Source organism: Bradyrhizobium sp. HKCCYLS20291 (assembly GCF_051167715.1).
In the GTDB taxonomy this organism is placed as follows: domain Bacteria; phylum Pseudomonadota; class Alphaproteobacteria; order Rhizobiales; family Xanthobacteraceae; genus Bradyrhizobium.
Genome location: NZ_JBNPTO010000025.1, coordinates 90,825 through 108,568 on the forward strand (window position 1 = coordinate 90,825; position 17,744 = coordinate 108,568).

Annotated in this window: 6 protein-coding genes; 3 read left to right on the top strand and 3 right to left on the bottom strand. The window is 62.2% G+C overall.

The window, feature by feature from the left end:
• Positions 1-6: 6 nt before the first annotated feature.
• The 3 genes from ACQR07_RS34640 to ACQR07_RS34650 are packed head-to-tail and all read right to left on the bottom strand — an operon-like array spanning position 7 to position 11,022.
• Positions 7-1,539 carry a hypothetical protein gene (locus tag ACQR07_RS34640; protein ID WP_434906523.1) on the bottom strand — a complete coding sequence of 511 codons (1,533 nt, stop codon included), beginning with the start codon at positions 1,537-1,539 and terminating at the stop codon, positions 7-9.
• 11 nt (positions 1,540-1,550) lie between these two features.
• On the bottom strand, positions 1,551-5,297 hold the full coding sequence (locus ACQR07_RS34645; RefSeq protein ID WP_434906524.1) for a hypothetical protein: 3,747 nt from the start codon (positions 5,295-5,297) through the stop codon (positions 1,551-1,553).
• A 1-nt stretch (position 5,298) separates the two neighbouring features.
• Complete coding sequence (locus ACQR07_RS34650) at positions 5,299-11,022, bottom strand: Kelch repeat-containing protein (RefSeq protein WP_434906525.1); 5,724 nt, start codon at positions 11,020-11,022, stop codon at positions 5,299-5,301.
• A gap of 211 nt (positions 11,023-11,233) precedes the next feature.
• On the opposite strand from ACQR07_RS34650, the gene ACQR07_RS34655 reads away from it, so the two are divergent.
• From ACQR07_RS34655 to ACQR07_RS34665, 3 genes are all read left to right on the top strand, one after another.
• Positions 11,234-11,719 carry a hypothetical protein gene (locus ACQR07_RS34655; RefSeq protein ID WP_434906526.1) on the top strand — a complete coding sequence of 162 codons (486 nt, stop codon included), beginning with the start codon at positions 11,234-11,236 and terminating at the stop codon, positions 11,717-11,719.
• A gap of 274 nt (positions 11,720-11,993) precedes the next feature.
• On the top strand, positions 11,994-15,584 hold the full coding sequence (locus ACQR07_RS34660; RefSeq protein ID WP_434906527.1) for an AAA family ATPase: 3,591 nt from the start codon (positions 11,994-11,996) through the stop codon (positions 15,582-15,584).
• A gap of 283 nt (positions 15,585-15,867) precedes the next feature.
• Positions 15,868-17,744, top strand: a 1,877-nt coding sequence (locus tag ACQR07_RS34665) for a filamentous hemagglutinin N-terminal domain-containing protein (RefSeq protein ID WP_434906528.1), incomplete at its 3' end; no start/stop codon positions are given.

The window sequence follows — 17,744 nt, forward strand, 5'->3', positions numbered from 1 at the left end:
TCAATTTTAGGGTACCAACGTCAGCCCTCGGAAAGTCGAAATCGAAGATAGTCGTGGCTTGGCAGAAGGTCGCATCGACGACGTCACCGGCTTCATCTTGACGGGGGCATTGAATGCGGGGGTTTGAATTGGTAGTGGTGACAATCGCGAAAAATTATTGGGTACTGTGGAGACGGTCTTCCCGCCCTTGCCGTCGATGCTGAACTTCCAGGTCATTCCTGACTGCGGCAGTGGCGGAGCGTTCTCCACGTTTGCTTTAGCGAGAGGCGCCCTTGAGAGTGAGCCAGTGCCGGCTGGGAAGACGGCGCACCAGTCATACGAGGAGGTGTTTTGGCGATCGACCAAAAAGTACATCGTTGTAAATATGTTGTTCGGAGTTTGAACTGTGAAGTAGTTTACGGAGTTCGGCCATTTTATGAGTTTTTCAATGTCCATCGCGTTTTCATCTTGTTGATTAATAGTTGCATTATAAGTTCCAGATGGAATATACACAGTATAAAAGTGTCGTCCCGTTTTCGCTAAGCAGGGATCTTCGTAATATGCTGCTGTCTGCTTCAGATTTTCGGAGAAACATTGAATTAGTTTTGTTCCTGGATGATGGTGTTCGTATTTGTAGGCGCTGGCGGTAATCGTTTCTGTCGACATGTTTTGTGCGAAGTTTACGACGTTTTTCTTTGCGAGTTTCTTCGCGCTGTTTTTATCATCGCTTAAGCCGAGTAATTCAAAGCTTGTGAGAGAGGAGCCGTGATGCGGAAGCGTCACCATGAACACATTCTTTAGCGGTTCATCGAGCAATGAATAGTCTAAAGAAGAATCTATTGGTGAAGGCGACAGTACTTGGTTGCACCTAGCCATAGTCAAGCCGGTCCCATCGCCGGTGCCAACAATCTTGACGCCTGAAAATTCCACAATAACAACTAATGAAACCATGTTTTTTAAGTAACCGCCCGCTGCATCTTTTGGTGCTTCTGCAAGTATCGTGACGTTGGATTTTTGCGTGTTTCCAGCCAGCAGATACAGCTTGACGCCGTCGATATCGTGAAAAGGGTCCCAGGTCTTCTTTGAAGCGTCGTATCCCGTTTGATCTGGTCCCGGACTCTTCACCGAAGCTTCGCGCGTCAATTTGTTGATGTACTTGCTTGCCTTGTTGACAACATTTTTCTTTTTGCCTCGTCTTCCAAGCGAATAGTTATTTCTATCTCCGCCGAAATAGATGCGATTGATATTGAGTGTTGGTAGGTCTGAATTGTTCCCGCCAGGCGGATTGAAGTGTTCGATAAGACGCACGATGTGCGAGATGTGATCTTTATCGCTGTGTGTCAGTATCAAGGTGTCGATAGTCGGAGACACCATCGTTTTGAGTATCTTTACGATCTTATCGACCGCGTCGTTACATGCAGAGGTCTTCGCGGCGGTGCCGCAATCGATTAGCATGGTGTGTGCAGGCTTTGTGTGATCCGTCGAGTCATATATCTCGAAGAAATTGCACGCCCCCTGGCCGACGTCGTACACTGTGCAAACGACTAGATCAGCCGCCATCTTTTGCTCCCTTACAATCCCGATGTTTGTCGCGGAGTGCGTCGCCCGGAACGACGCCGACGAGCGGCGTCTGGTCGCTTAGCAATCTGGCCAGCGCGCTTATCCGACGCTTCATCGCGCGTGCTGGCGTTGCGTGCTACGGTGCCTGCGCGGGAGTCTGGCACAGCAGGCGTGCCGTTTGTGTCGCTGCCATTGTCGTAGGCCGCGTACCAGCCGAGTGCGGCCTGGCTGCCGGCCGAGCTGCCACCGTTCGGATTGCCGAACAGGAAAACGTCGGTATTGCCCGGTGGAAAGCTCCATCCGAGTACGCTCAGGGCCAATCGTCTCAGACGCAGCATGTAGGCGCGGCCGCCGGTCTGGAGCGCGTTCGCCTCGAACTGAAAGCTGCGGAAACCGAGTCGCAGCACCCCCTCCAGCGGCCAGTCGGTGCCGAGCGATCGCGCGTTGGGAAGCTGAAGGCCGAGGTAGACTGGACAGTCGTCGGCGGTGAGGCCAGGCGACCACGCTGCGAGCAGCCGCACGACGAGTCCTGCGCTTCCAGCCAGTGCGCCCATCGTTCCGAGATCGAGTGCGAAGACGAGGCCGTACCAGGGCGACGAGAGCGGTGTCTGGGCGAGCGGTGCCGAGATCGAGGTGTAGCCGAGATCTTCGGGGGTCTGTCCCTGAGGTGTTTCGCCCAGCGCTGCGATATTGGGGCTGGTGACGAGAGCAGTGAAATGCATCGGAAAGTTGGCAACCAACGAGAGCGGGCGGGCGCGGCTGTTGGCCGGATCAAAACTGAGACTGGCCTCGTCCACGCTGAATGTCTGGCTCGTGGGCGCAGCTGAAGGAAAGCTCATTGTCACCACGAGGTTTGCGAACCGCAGGTAGCCGTCCGCGGGAGCCTGCCCGGCAGGAAATACGCGCTCCTGGCCGAACGAGAACAGATCGAACCGATCGAGGTCGATGAAGCGGAGATTGCCGCGGAGGACGAAGCGCGTCACGACGCGGTCGCCATTGCCGCTTCCCGTCGCGGTCTGGAGCTGAGCGCCGAGCACCTCGATGCTCTTCAGCGCCGAGCGGGACGTATCGTAGATGTTCTGACCCTGCAGGACGAAGGAGTAGGCCGGCGCGCCTGATGTTCGCTGATAGGAACCGTCGAGCACTAGGTTGTTGCCGCGGTCCGGATTGCGGCGCGAGAGTTCGACTCCGAACAGACGATTGAGCATCAGTTCGACCTGTACGGCGAAGTCGACCAGCGCCGCATTGGCAAAGCGGGCGCTGAGCGCAAGCGTCTTGAAGGCGAATGGAATGTTTGAAGTGAGACAGAGATCCTCCGGGTCCCTGTACTCGACCAGCGCGAACACGGCGGTTTGTTGGAGGGTGATCGTTCCAGCCGATGCGCTGAACGGCGTCAGCGAGAAGCCAATGTGATGCGCGTAGAATTGGCCAGGGTCGATGCCCGCCGACAGGAACTGCAGCGCGTCCGGTAGTTCTCCGACCGACACCGGTGCGTTGAGGAAGAGGATCCCATTCCAGTAGGGCGAACACACCACGTCACGGTAGAAGCGGGCCAGGGGCGTTCCGGGGGCAGCCGACGCGGCAGCCGCAAAGATGTCCTGGATGATCTTCTGGGTAGGCAGCGCGCTGCCTGACGAATCCTGGGCGGCCTGTAGCCAGCCCCACGCACTCACATCAGAAATGCATTGTTGCAGGGTGCGGTTGTTGAACTTGGCGATCATCACCGTCGGCGAGACAGAGCCCGGGCGCCACGCCCGGGGTGAGAGCTGAAAGGTCCAGCCATCCAGTTCGGCCTTCAATTGGCCGGCGACGGTCAGCACGATCGACAGGAAGTCGCCTGCGGTCGCCTCGATGGCCTCGGTGAAGTCGGTCTCGGTGTCGAATACCGGATATGGAGGAGTCATTGACGTGACGAGCGCGGACAGCGCGTCGACGACTGAGTCGGGCACGCCAGCTGGGCCTAACAAGCCGAGCGTGACCGGGTCGAGCCGGTAGGCCACCGAGCCGGAGGCCATGAATGTGTCGACGTTAGAAACGACAAAGAACAGCTCGTTGGATTGAAGAGCTGCTTGAAAGGCTGGGCCGATGCGCGTGAACTTGAGTTGGGATACTTCGGCGTTCGGCAGGTTCCCGACGACAATGCCGTCCAGGGTGTTGCCGTCCTCCGAGAGGATCGCCACCATTCCTTGTGGCGTCACGGCGTAAGTGGATTTCGCGTCTTGGCGTTCGTCCGGCGACGCCGTCGACGAGCTGATCGCGGCTCGGCGCGCCGGCGCGAGAGCAGCCTGCTCCAAAAGGCGAGCCGCATCGACCTGCGTTCCGTCGATTCCGGAGTAGGCACCCACCGGAAAGGTCGCGGGAGGCGTGCCGCCGCTGGTCCAGGCAGGCAGCGTCGCAGCCGGCATCTCATGGTAGCCCAAAAAGCTCGCGCCCAGGTTTGCGTCAGCCTTGTACAGCGGCGCCTGCAGCGGCTGCGCAAAATAGGTCAGCCCCGCGACGCCTGACGCCGCAGGCAGGAATGCGATGTAGGAGGTCGTGGCGCTCGCATCGAGCAGGGGCCCATCTGCGCCATGATCATTGGGATCGTTGTTGCCCCTCCGCAGGTTGGAGGCGAACGCCGGTTGTCCCGCCTGAAACAGGGCGACCGTTGGGCTACCAGCGCGAAGGCCGACATATTCCAGTCCGGATAGGCCGAGGGTCAATCGATCGGCGTATACACCGCCGAGTTCCGCGGCTTCAGACGCCGCGGTCGTTGTCGCGAGGGCAAAGGCACCATCCGGGGCGAGGTAGTAATCCGTGTATCCGTCCTCGAGCCGGTCCGTCATGAGTTGGGGACTGGCGCAAAACACGAGGCGTGCATTCCACAGCGGCGACGCTGCGGTTTGCGGCGCCAGCGTCGTGGCGTGCCCGTATGTCGTCACCAGACTACAGCCCAGGGTGGGCGCCGCCGATCCAGAGCTATCGGGGGCGAAGAATCCCAGATTGGTGCGTGCCGGTATGAGCGGATTCAGCGGATCAAAGGAAAGATGGACGGTCAATGCGGCGCCGTCCTGATGAAGGATCGGCATTCGCAACGTATCGACGGCTCCGCTGGCGATATCGGAAGCAGGAAAGGCATAGCGCAAACCAACATCCAGTCGGGCGAAGTCGTCGAGCGGGGCGGCGGCGCCATTGACGAGCGCAAGCGTCGCAACCAGGGCTCCCAGAGAGGGTCCATCAAGGGGGATGCATGCCGAACTCTCGCCTGCTGGGTAGCTGCCGCCCGGAGCCATGAAGTCCATCCTGCCGGCCTCAATCCCAATGCCGAAGCCGAGTTTGGGATTGAGCTGCGCAAGCGCCGCACCGGCCTGGATAGTGACGGCATAGGTGCCGAGGGCGTAGATCGCCTGACGGCTGACGGCCCAGGCAATGGCGCTGTTCGACCCCGTCGCGATCGCGCCAAGCGTTTGCAGCTGCCAGGCTCCGGGTGAATCGTTCGGGTTGGCAAGCCATAGGATCCGGGTCGTGGATGGCAGGTTGGTGCGAAGAGCATCAAAGGCTGCGAGAAACGCGCTCGGGTTCGCGAGAGCTTCGTTGAGAAACAGGTACACCCCGCCGGTGTCCTGCCAGACCGAGGTCAGCGAGGCTGTCGTTTGCAATGCCGACGACGCGCCGGGTCGGTAGCCGGCCCAATACCCTGGGATCCCAGCGTCGGCGGTGCTGCTCAGCGCGTAGAGCGCGAGCTTGTCCATCTGCAGATAGAGGGGTTCGAGCGCCATGTCACAGCCCGATTGTCAACCGGTCGCCGTGCAGTAGCGGCAGCGACAGAGAATCCTGGGCTGGCCCGTAGATCGACATCGTAGTCCAGTCGAGACGAACCCTGAGGCTCTTGCCAACTTGGAATCCGGCGCTTGGATCTATCACGCCGGGTCCGCAGACTCGCTCCAGGCGCAGACCATTGATCGCCAGTGCGGCTCCTGGAGGCCGTTGTGCCGACCGTTCGAGAATGTTGCCTACAGTCGTTCCGATCGGCACGATCTGGTCCTGATCGTTGATCGTGACCCGAATGCAAAGCGTGACGACGGCTCTGCCGCGAAAGAAAGCGACAACGTTGTTGGTCCCAGGATAGTTGACGCTGTTCATCAGCGTGGTGAAGCTCGGGGCCGCGGCGAGCACGAAATTAGATGCCGTCAGAATGGTGCCCGCTCCAGAGGGCGACACGAGTTCGCTCGGGAAGAACAGGCGGTAGAATGGCTGGCAAAAGGCTGGATAGAACAGGTCGGCCGCGTTGGCGATGCCGGCTTCCGTCTGTGGCCCGGGAGAACTTGGCGGCGCCGATACGGTGAGCACGCCTGCGGCCACCAATTGGGAGGTGAAGGTATCGAAGCCAAGCCGCCAGCCGCCGGAGTTGACGTAAGCTGAGACATCGTAGTCGATGGTCGAGCCGCCGCCATAACCTTCGATCCACGATGGGACTTGCGATCCCGGCACGTTGACATAGTTGGCGAATGCCACTCGCAGCACCATGCCGGGCCGAAGGTCGGCATAGCCCCTGCCAAGGTCCAGCCCGTACGCGTAGTAGAGCGTTTCCAGGAACGTTTGCGGCATCGCTCGAGAAACCGCGAGCTGCAGCGCCGAGATTCCCCAGGGGACCACGCCGGAAACCTCGGCGGCTTTAAGGAAGCTCACCCAATCGGCCTGCAACTCGCTGCGGACGGGTGCAGCAGCGAATGTCCAGGCTTCGCTCGAAGCCGGGATGGATACCGTATACGGAAACGTGCTGCTGGTGTTTGGGTTGGCATTGTTTGCCAACGTAAATGCGCCCTGCGTGATTGGAAGTCCCGTCAGAACCTTTCCAAGTCCAAGGTCGGGCAGATAGAGCTGTATGTCCGATGGTGCCAGGGCCAACGATGTCCCAGGAAAGATATAGGGCGATTGTTTGGAAGCGGGGGCGGATGAGAGAAACAGCGCCGGTGAGAAAAGAGGCTTTGCAATGCTCGGCGGGCCGCTGTTTCCATCAACCAGCGCTTGGACCACCACGGAGTATTGTCTTGAAGGGTCTGGGCTGGTCAGCGCGATTGCGGCGCTTGTGACCGCCGCTCCAGAGGAGCAACTCGCGATTGGGGCGGCAGCGCCGGAAGCGAGAATGCTCACCGTGTAGCCGCTGGCTGCCGCCAACGGTGACCAATGAACGGTTGCGATGTTGCCGTCGTATTCGACGCTCAGGAGGTCGGGCGTCGCGGTCGGGAGCTGGTATGGGGCGCTGTAGGGGCCGGTTACGGTCGTCGCGTCTAAAGTCTGGACCGCTGCGACCCCGACCGCAACGTGTGTATTCGGGGACAGCGCGTTGGGGAACGTATACTCCGTGGCAGTGATAGCCAGAACCTGGCCGGTCTGTTGACCATCAGTGTACACGGCAAGATTGAAGACGGTGAACCCGTCTGGTGCGATCCAAGAAATTGTCGTCGTACCCGCGATTGGATCCGTGATCGCGGAAAGCTTGGAAGGGACGACCGTGATCAATTCGACGTTTGCGCTGGGCCCCTCCGCGTGGTCGCCGACGATTCTGGCTTGAACTGCGAGTTTGCCCGCGCCAGCGGGTACATTCACTGCAGCACTGATGTCGTCGACCGTGGTGCTTGCGACGACCATTCCGCCGCTGGTGATGTTCACCATGACGCCGCTCATGCCCGCAACGCCGGAGATCGGATTCCAGCTGGCGCGGAGGGTTGTGCCGTCGTAGCTGACGGCGGTCAGCTGCGGCTTTGACGTCAACAGCTGGATCGACGACGATGTCGGTCCGGCGCTTTCTCCGGCGAGGATGGCTGCCGTCGCGCTATAGTTCGCGTTTGCATCGAGGGTCACCGGGAAGCGGGCCGTCGTGCCCACAATTGTCGTTGCCATGACCGCGGTGTCACCCTGCCAGACCTTGACCAGCGCAGCGGATTGTGGCGGTCCCTCAGGTGGGAAGGCGATCGTCACCGCAAGCGATCCGGTCACTGGATCCGGACACCACTTGCTCCAGTCGTCATCACGGAGTAGCCAGGTCGCGCCGTCACCGACCTCTCCGCCAAACAGCACGAACTGTTGTGCGTCGAACGCCATCGCCGCGTTGAAGTTGGCCGTGGGGCTGACCGTTGGGAGAAGCTGTGTCCACTGGTTCTCCTGAAATGACCAGGTATCGCTCAGAGGGCCGCTCGACCAGCCACCGAACACGACGAAGCGGCGACCGTCGCAGGCATAGGCAGATGCCCAACGCGCCGGGGGAGTGTTTTGCGGGTGCAGTTGCGTCCAGTTGGTGCCGTCAAAAGCCCAGGTATCGTTGAAGATGTTGTCCTGAAGGTCCAGGCCTCCGAACAGGATGCAGCGCTGACCGTCAAAGCCCATTGTAAAGCTCCAGCGCGCATCTGGGCGTGTAGTAGTTGGCAGCTCTGTCCAATCGGTCCCGTCGAAGGCCCAAATGTCATTGAAGAGGGAGTTGTTGGTTCCTACGCCGCCAAACATGATGAAGCGCTTGCCATCATAGACGATCGCGCAAGAGTGGCGCGCAGGAGGGCTCTTGCTTGTGGGGATCGCAGTCCAGTTGCTTCCGTCGAAGGCCCAGGTGTCATCGAAAAAAGTGCTGCTCTCGCTGCCGCCGAACAGGACGAATCGCTGGTTGCCATACGCCATTGCCGCATTGCCACGGGCCGGTGGACTTGCCTCTACGGAAACAGACTGCCAGCAGCCGGCAGAAAACATCCACGTGTCGCTCTTGCCTGTACCTCCAAACATGACAGCATGTTTTCCATCCGAGGCCATCATTTGACATGCGCGCACCGGCGGCACTGGCCGTCCTCCAGCAGCACCAGCGGTGTGGGTGGCAGCCAACGGCTGCGCGGCCGGCGTCGACCGGTCGTGGTCAGGCATTCCCTTGCTGTCGGCAGTTCCTTCGATGTCTCGTGTGCGGTCCTGTGGTTCACCGATGGCCTTGACATCGGCGAATGGGGAAAAGTTCGCTGCGGTGATTTCTGGCGTCGCGATCAGGAGCCTCGCGGCCGGGCCGGCAGGACCGGTGCTGATGCCGTTGGCCTCGGCCAGCGCAACCTCGAGTTCGAGGCCCGGAGGGATCTGGTATGATCCTGCGAAGAACGGCAGCGTCGCTGGTAGTGACAGCATGACCTGCGGGTTGCCGGACGGATCCATCGTGCTGGTCAATATCGAAGTGGTGTAGCAAGGTGTGCCGTTCCACGACACCGTCGCGATGAACTGCGGTGGCGATTGGCCGCTGTAGTCCTGATTCAGCGCGGTGACGAGATATTGCAGGCCGGTTGCCAGCGTGCCGCCCTGATAGACGGTTCGCACGATCAGCGGCTTCAATGTGCAGACACCGACCGCCTGGGACGCCGGCCCCTGCACCTGGGGGCCGATGATCCGGGTCTGTACGGTTAGCCCAGCCGGTCCGGCCGGCACGTCAAGGGCAGCGCCGGTGTCGTTGACGGTGGTGCTCGCGACCACGACGCCGCCGCTGCTGACGCTCACCATGACGCCGGTCATGCCGGGGACGCCGGCGATCGGACTCCAACTGGCGCGAACGGTGGTGCCGTCGTAGCTGACGGTGGTCAGTTGAGGAGCGGATGAGAACAGGTCGACCGGCGTGGAGGGCGGGCCGACGCTCTCGCCGGCCAGCGCCGCGACCGTCGCGGTGTAGCCGGGGCCGGCGTTGAGCGCCACCGGGATGCTCGCGGTCGTGCCCACCACAGTGGTCACGGCCAGCACCGTGCCGTCGCCCCGCCAGATCGTCACTTGCGCTGCGTTCTGCGGCGGTCCGTCGGGCGGATAGGCGAGCGTCACCGCCAGTGATCCGTCTTGCTGCGAGACAGTGACAAATTCCGGCGTCGCGATCAGGAGCCTCGCGGCCGGGCCGGCAGGGCCGGTGCTGATGCCGTTGGCCTGGGCCAGCGAGACCTCAAGCTCGAGGCCCGGAGGGATCTGGGACGAGCCGGCGAAGAACGGCAGCGTCGCTGGTAGTGACAGCATGACCTGCGGGTTGCCGGACGGATCCATCGTGCTGGTCAATATCGACGTGCTGTAGCAAGGTGTGCCGTTCCACGACACTGTCGCGATGAACTGCGGTGGCGATTGGCCGTTGTAGTCCTGATTCAGCGCGGTGACCAAATATTGCAGACCGCCCGCTAACGTGCCGCCCTGATAGACGGTTCGTACGATTAGTGGCTTCAATATGTAGATGGGCATCGAGGTCGATCCGCTGCCGGTGCCGACGAGGTTGACCGTGACGGCAGACATACTCAGGACCGAGAGGGGCAGCGCCGAGAGATCAAGCCGCCAGCAAAATGCGTTTTCAGTAGCTGCGGCGGGATAGGCAGGCCCCACGTTCTCATCGACCAACGTGCTCCCCAAGGACGTAATCGAGAGACTGAAAGTAGTGCCTGACGGAATGGCGCCTAGGCATGCCCAGGTCAGATCGAGGACCCGGCCATCAAAGGTCACCGATTCCAGCGCAACCGAAAGAGCTTTCCAGGTATTGCCACTCAAAAGCCAAGTTGCATTTTGAGTCTGGTTAAGGCTATCGGCTCCGCCGAAAAGCACCAGCTCGTGTCCGTCCCAAGCCATCTTCGCAAAGCAGAGGGGCGGCGGATTGTTCGTTGGCTCAAGTTGGGTCCATACGTTGTCTTGAAACGACCAAGTGTCGTCGTAGTTCGGTTGGGAACCAAAATATCCGCCAAAAATCAAGACCCTCTGTCCGTCAAAACCACAAGCGGCTCCGCTGCGAAGGCTCGGAGCGTTGACGGGCTGTAGTTGCGTCCAGTTCGTACCGTCGAATATCCAGGTGTCATTTTTATCAAAGTAGCCGATGCCGCAACTAATAATGGTTTGCTGCCTTACTGCATCGAACCCCATGACGTGATTATAGCGCGCGGGAGGGGTCGTAACCGGGTTGAGTTGTCGCCAGGAAATGCCATCAAACGTCCAGGTGTCGCTAAGTTCCAAGCTACCATCGGAGCCACCAAACAGCACCGACCTGTGGCCGTCATAGATCATCCCAGCCCCCATGCGCCCCGACGGACTCGAGCTGGACGTGATTGAAGTCCAGTTGATGCCGTCGAACGTCCAGGTATCATTTAGATGAGATGGCTCGCCGTTGGCGCCGCCAAACAGCACGAACTGTTGGCCGTCATAAGTCATCACCCCAAATGCGCGAGCTGGTGGACTCGTCGTCGGCGAGAGCTGTTGCCAAACTCTGCCCGAGAAGATCCACGTATCGTTCAGGTATACGGTCGCACCAGATCCTGATACGGCCCCTCCAAACATGACCATGCGTTGGCCATCGGAGGCCATCACCTGACCATATCGTGCCGGTGGAACGGCGCCATCGGTCATTAGGTCCTTGCGCGAATCCGGCGCCGCTGGCGCGACAGGTAAGTTACTTGATTCGGGCTTGTTTTGCTTGTCTTGCGCGGCGTCACCGATGCCTAGTTCGCGCGCGAGTGTCTCGTCAGTCATCGCTCCCCCTTGCGGCCCACTCGGAAGCTGCCCGGATTGGCCGATTCACAAGCGGTCTCACAGCGAGAACCGCCTCGCCAAAAAGCCAACTCGACACGTACAACTTAAGCGAGAAGCAATAGGCCGTGAGATTTCTGCATTTCAGCCGTGGCTTGGTGACAACGCACTTCTGTACCCTGTCCGCGTATCAGCCTCGGGCCTGGGTGGCATCTTGAATCTGCTTTGTCTGAAAGTCGTCAAAGAACTCTCAAATTTGCAGCGCGCGCTGGAGGTGTTTGCACTGATGCAGCTAGGGACTGTAGCTCGTGCTCGCGTGACATCGCTGATCAACACCCCGATTCCGGCCAAGATTGCCAATGCTTTCGGTCCGATAGAGATCGAGTCTTTTGCCTCTGCAGGAGAAGAAGTGCGGTCGCAACAGATTCGTTTGGGTGAAGCCTTCAGCGGCAGCGTGCGCCATCTGGTGTCCATGCTAGAAGCGATTGCAGCTAGGCGCGCGCGAAGCGGCGGTTGGAAGACGCTCATATCGTGGCGAGCGGCATCTACGCCTGCTAAGGCGGCGCATCCGGGAGACGCGAAAGGCCGTTTGTGTGAGGCCTATGGAAACGTTTCGGACCTTGTCCCGCCAACGGGTTGGACGCCGCTTGTAGCGTCGACCGCCCCACTAACGGGCCGGCACGGTCACGTCGTGCTATAAGACCATGACTTCGGTCTTCATTGATGTCTGCGATCACCCGCAGACAGAGGCTGGGTTGGATGGACGCCGGCTACCAACGGACGCCGAACCAACGTTGAATTCGCGTAAAAGTTGTGTTTTTTATCGTGCTTGCGTTCGTTTGGAACTCCGCTCTTGCGCGTGGCCGCGCGGAATAGGATGATGATCATCTGTCGATGCCCATCTCCGAGCGAAGGCACATTGGTCTGTCTTGGGAGGTAGGCACCCCCGCCGACGTCGCAACAACGATCATATGGTGAACCGCCTGATGCGTCCGGACGAACGCCCGAAGTTCCGGTTCGACAGATTTGAGCTTGACCTGCGGTGGGGAGGTCTGTTCGAGCCGAGAGGTGAAATCGAGCTTCGCCCAAAGACGTTCGAGGTTCTTTGCTATCTGGTTGCCAACGCCGGGCGTCTTGTTCGCAAGAGCGAGATCATGGATGAGGTGTGGCCGCGTGTCACCGTCAGCGACGGATCGCTGACGCAGTGCATCAGCGAGATCCGGTCGGCGCTCGGTGATCACGCCCAGCAGATGATCAAGACCGTGGCGCGACGCGGCTACGTGTTCGCGGCGCCGGTGTCGCTGTCATCGCCATCCGGCACTGCGAGCGAGCCGCCGGCCGGCTCGGCCATTGCCGCGATCGCTGCCGCGGGGCACCCCCCGGCGAAAGAAGGCCGGCGATCAGCCGGGGCCGGCGGGCTCGAACGGCGTGAGCTGACGATTCTCGCCGGTGAATGGGTCGACGTTGCCGCGCTGTCGGCCTCGCTCGATCCGGAGGACCTGCAAGTTGCGGTGGCCGACTGCTTCGATCGGTGCACCGCGATCGCGGTCCGATATCACGGTCATGTCGCACGGAAGCTGGACGACGGCCTGCAGATTTACTTTGGCTATCCGCTTGCGGGCGAGCACGATGCGGAAAACGCGGTGCATGCCGGCCTCAACATGATTGCGGAGATGTCGACGTTGTCGGTCGGCGCAGGTGCGATGGATTTAGGAAGCCCGGCGCCGCGTATGCGTATCGGCGTCGCGAGCGGCATGGTGCTGATGGCCGAGAGGACCAGCCGCGAAGCGACGCAGCTGGACGCCGTGGGTGCGACGCCGCATCTTGCTAAACGGCTGATGGCGCAGGCTCCGACCGGCCGCGTGCTGATTGATGACCGAACGCGTCGGCTGGCCGGCGACTTGTTCGAATGCCGGGCTGCCGAGCCGGTGCAGCTCGACAACGCCTCGGGTCCGGTCGAGGCATGGCAGGTGGTGAGCGCCAGCGAGGTCGACAGCCGGTTCGAGGCGCTACGCGGGGCCGCGTTGGCGCCGTTGGTCGGGCGCCGCGTGGAGACCGAGCTGCTGCGCCGCGCGTGGCGGCGCGCCGTTGGTGGCGATGGGCAGGTGGTGATGATCTCGGGCGAGCCGGGCATCGGCAAGTCCCGATTGGCCCGCGCGCAACTGGATCGGGTCGCAGGCGAACGTCACGCCGTCGTCCAGTATTCCTGCTCGCCGCAGCATTCGAGCAGTTCACTTTATCCGTTCATCCGCCAGCTCAGGCGCGCTGCCGGCCTTACGGAAGCTGGCGAACCGTCGCTCCACCTGGACAGACTCGATGCGCTGCTGGTGCAGTCGCGAGCCGATCAGCGCGCCCGGCTCGCCGAGTTGCTGGCGGTCCCGGCGGACGACCGATATCCGCCGTTTCAGGGAACGCCTCAGGAGCGGCGTGACCACACGATCGGGGCGCTCATCAGCTACATCGAGAACGTGTCCCGGCGGCAGCCGTTGATCGTCATTTTCGAGGATCTGCAATGGATCGATCCGAGCAGCCTGGAGGTGCTGGGCAGGATCATTCCCGGTCTGGCGCGCTTGCCCGTGCTGATGATGCTGACATTCCGTCCCGAATTCAAATCGCCCTGGACGAAGGCAGCGCATTTGACGCAGCTGGCATTGAATCGGCTGACCGCTGGTGAGTGCCGGACGCTGATCGGCCAGATCGCGGGACCCGCACGATTGACCGACGAAGTGACCGAGCAACTCGTCACGCGGGGTGACGGCGTGCCGTTGTTCCTGGAGGAGCTGACACGGGCAGCCACCGGGGCAGGCATGCCGCCGTCACGTCCACGGCCAGCGCCGACCGCTTCGGCCACGACGGTGCCTCCGACGTTGTTGGGCTCGCTGCTCGCCCGCATCGACCGGCTCGGCCCAGCGCGGGAATTGGCGCAAGTCGGAGCCGTGATCGGGCGCGAGTTCTCCTCTGAACTCGTTGCCGCTGTCACCGGGTGGGAGGCAGGCAAGTTGAACGCGATGCTCGACCGGTTGGTCGAGAGCGGCCTCGTGACGCGGGATGCCGGACCGCCGCATCTGACGTTCCTCTTCAGGCACGCACTGGTCCAGGATGCTGCCTACGCCACGCTCCCGCGCGAGGCGCGGCGAGGGCTGCATCGGCGCGTGGCGGACGTGCTTCGTGTGCAGCAAGCCGATCTCGGCGGCACTCCGCCGGAGATCGTCGCGCGCCATCGCTTCGAGGCAGGATCGCTGCAGGACGCGGTCATGCTCTGGGGGCAGGCCGCCGACATTGCGATGCGGCGTGTTGCTCTTGAAGAGGCTATCGTGCATCTGCGCCAGGCGATCGAGGTGGCCGACGGTGCAGCTCGGACCGGCGCTGCCTGGGCCTCGAGCAGCCTTCGTGTCAGGCTGTACATCGCGCACGGTCAGGCCCTGCTATGGGCGAGATCGATCGAGGAGACGGTCGAGGCATTCGCCCACGCCCGCGAACTCGCCGCCGAGCTCGACGACCTGTCGGAGCGGCTCTCCACCTATTACGGGCTGTGGGCCAGTAGTCTGGTCTTTACGCAAATCACCTATGCTGGCGAGACTGCCGACGCCTTCATGCGTGATGCCAGGAGCGGCGCACGGCCAGACGTGACTGCGGTTGCCCATCGGATCGTGGGCACGACGCTGTGGCACCGCGCCGACTTCTCTGGCGCCCGGGTGGAGCTCGAACAGGCCCTCGCGATCGGCGAACGCGGTCATGATCCGCGCTTCGGTCCCGATCTCGACGCGGCGGCCTCGATGATGCTGGCCGCGACACTGTGGTGCGAGGGCGACCTCGATCGCGCGAGACGGCTGCGAGAGCACGCGGTTGCGCGCGCAACGGAAACCGGCAACGTCCTGACGATGGTGTACGTCACGATGTACCATCTCATCATGGATCTGGTCCGCGGCCATGCAACGGCGGCTGCGCTGCGCTCCCCGCAGCATGTTGCGCTGTGCCGCGAGCACGGCCTGCGGCACATTGCATACGCCGAGGTCTGCCGCGCGGCATCGCGCTGGGGCACCGGCGAACGCGACGGCACGCTCGATGAGCTCAGGCGCGCCATCGACAAGCAGTGCGCCTACGGCCAGACGCTCGGCCTCCCCTGGTCGCTGTCGCTGTGCGCGCGGGCGGAATGTGAGGTTGGGCAGATCGAGGACGCTCTCTGCTCGATCGAGACGGCTCTGAAGACCGCGGAACAGGCCGGCGAACTCTGGTATGTCGCCGAACTGCATCGTCTGCGCGGCGAGATCTTGCTGGCAAACGGTCCGGCTACAGCGGATGCAGGGGAGGGTGCGCTGCGGGCGGCGCTTCTCGCGGCGCAGCGGCAGCAAGCCCGGAGCTACACACTGCGAGCGGCCTTTTCGCTTGCGCAACGGCTCGCCGGCACGGGCCGTCGCGCCGAGGCCCATGCGGTGCTTGGGCCGGCGCTCGTCGGATTGTCAGCAAGTCCCGAACTGCCCGAAATCGAACCCGCACTCGCTCTGCAGGCCAGCCTCGCGGCTGGTCTGCCGGCTCAGCCGAAGGGCCGGCAGGCGGTTCAATAGGTGGCGAAATTTCCCGTGACGATTGTTTGTATCGATTTTTGCACGTCTTCGCACGAGGCGCGCCGGTCACGCGGCTGGCGCAATGGGCCTGATACGATACGGTAGCGGCAAATTTTGAGAGTTCTTTGAGGACTTCCGCCTGCTCCCAACTAAGTTGAAATCGAGCCGCTCTCCCGGACGGTAGTCGTCGAAGCGGCTTGCTGCAGATCAGACAGGGGTTGCGGGTCAGGAGAACCGACTTGAACGTGCGGGCCGAGGGGCGTCTGCGTCTGGGGAGAGGTGCGTGCAGGGTACCCGATTGAGAACTCTGACGGCGGCTCTGCTGTCCTCGGTGGCCATCTTCAAAGTCCCAGCATCGGCCGATCCGCTGCCGACCGGTGGCACCGTGACGCAAGGCGCAGCGACGATCGGCGCCTCCGGTGCGAACAGCCTCGTGGTCACCCAGTCGAGCTCGAATGCGATCATCAACTGGTCGAGCTTCTCGATCGGCCAGAACTACCAGGTGCAGTTCAACAACGGCGCTGGCGCGACCCTCAACCGGGTGACCGGCAACGTGCCCTCATCGATCGACGGCACGCTCACGGCGACCGGCAGCGTCTATCTGGTCAATCCGGCCGGCATCGTGGTCGGCCCGACCGGCGTGATCAAGACCGGAGGCAGCTTTGTAGGCTCCGCGCTGGATATTCAGGATGCCAATTTTCTCAATGGCGGCGAGCAGACCTTCGGCGGAACGAGCAAGGCCTCGGTGGTCAATCTCGGCAAGATCGGGTCTTCGCATGGCGACGTGGTGCTGATCGCTCGCCAGGTTCAGAACGACGGCACCCTGTCGGCAAGGAACGGCACCGCGGCCATGGCGTCAGGCAGCGAGGTCGTGATCAGCGACGGCTCGCTTGGCAATGGCAAGGTCTCGGTGCGGCTGCCCGCGCAGGACGGCCTCGTCTTGAATCGAGGTGCCATCCGCGCCGCCGAAGTCGAGTTGCGGGCCAATGGCGGCAATGTCTATGCACTGGCCGGCAATACGGGTGGCGTGGTCAAGGCGACTGGCGTGTCCCGCAAGGGCAGCCGGATCTTTCTGACCGCAGAGGGCGGCTCGGTCGTCGCGACGCAGAAGCTCGTGGCACGACGTGTCACCTCGCCTTCCGCCACGACGACCAAGGCCGGCCGATCCTTCAGCGGGGGCGACATCGTCATCGAAGGCGACAGCGTGACCGTCGGCGGCCTGGTCGTCGCGCGCGGCCGGGACGGCTCCGGGGGCACGGTCGTGATCACGGGGGGCGACGTCCACCTCACGTCATCAGCCGCGATCGATGCCTCCGGCACCAGCGGCGGCACCGTGCTGATCGGCGGCGATCGCGGCGGCGGCGCCGATGCGAGCCTCAAATTCCTGGATCGTCCCGTGGCGAGCGCGCAGACCACGACCATCGATGCCGGCGCCACGGTCCTTGCCGACGGCACGAGCGGAGCTGGCGGCCAAGTCGTTGTCTGGTCGAACGGCCTGACGTCGTTCGCCGGCACGATCAGCGCCACAGGTGTCGGCGGCGGCTTCGTCGAAACTTCCGGACATGCGCTGGCCGTCACCGGACGCGTCGATGCCGGCAAAGGCGGCAACTGGCTGCTCGACCCGTATGATCTCGTCGTCGACGCGACGCTCGCCGCAAGCATCAGTGCTGCCCTCAATGCCGGCACCGACGTCACGGAACAGACGACGGTCTCGGGCAGCGGTGGCTCGGGCGACATTACCGTCACCAGCGCAATCGGCTGGAGCGGCAACGCCAAGCTGACACTGAATGCCTATCGTAACATCACGATCGCCGCGCCCGTCACGCTCGACTCCGGCACGCTCGCGCTGAATGCCGGCACCAGCGGCAACGGCAGCGGCGCGGTCGCGATCAACAGCACGGTCAGCATCACTGGCGCCGGCAGCGTCGTGATCAACGCGCAGCCGATCGCGACCATCAGCTCGACCGGCTTGACCTTCGCGCAGGGCGCCTCGATCGACTACGGAACCACCAACAAGGGCGGCACGTTCTCGCTCAACGGCCAGAGCTACACGCTGCTCTACGGCATGAGCGACGTCGAAGCTGTCAACAACAATCTCGCCGGCAATTATGCGCTGGCCACCAGCCTCGATGCATCGGGCAGGACCTACACAACCGGCGT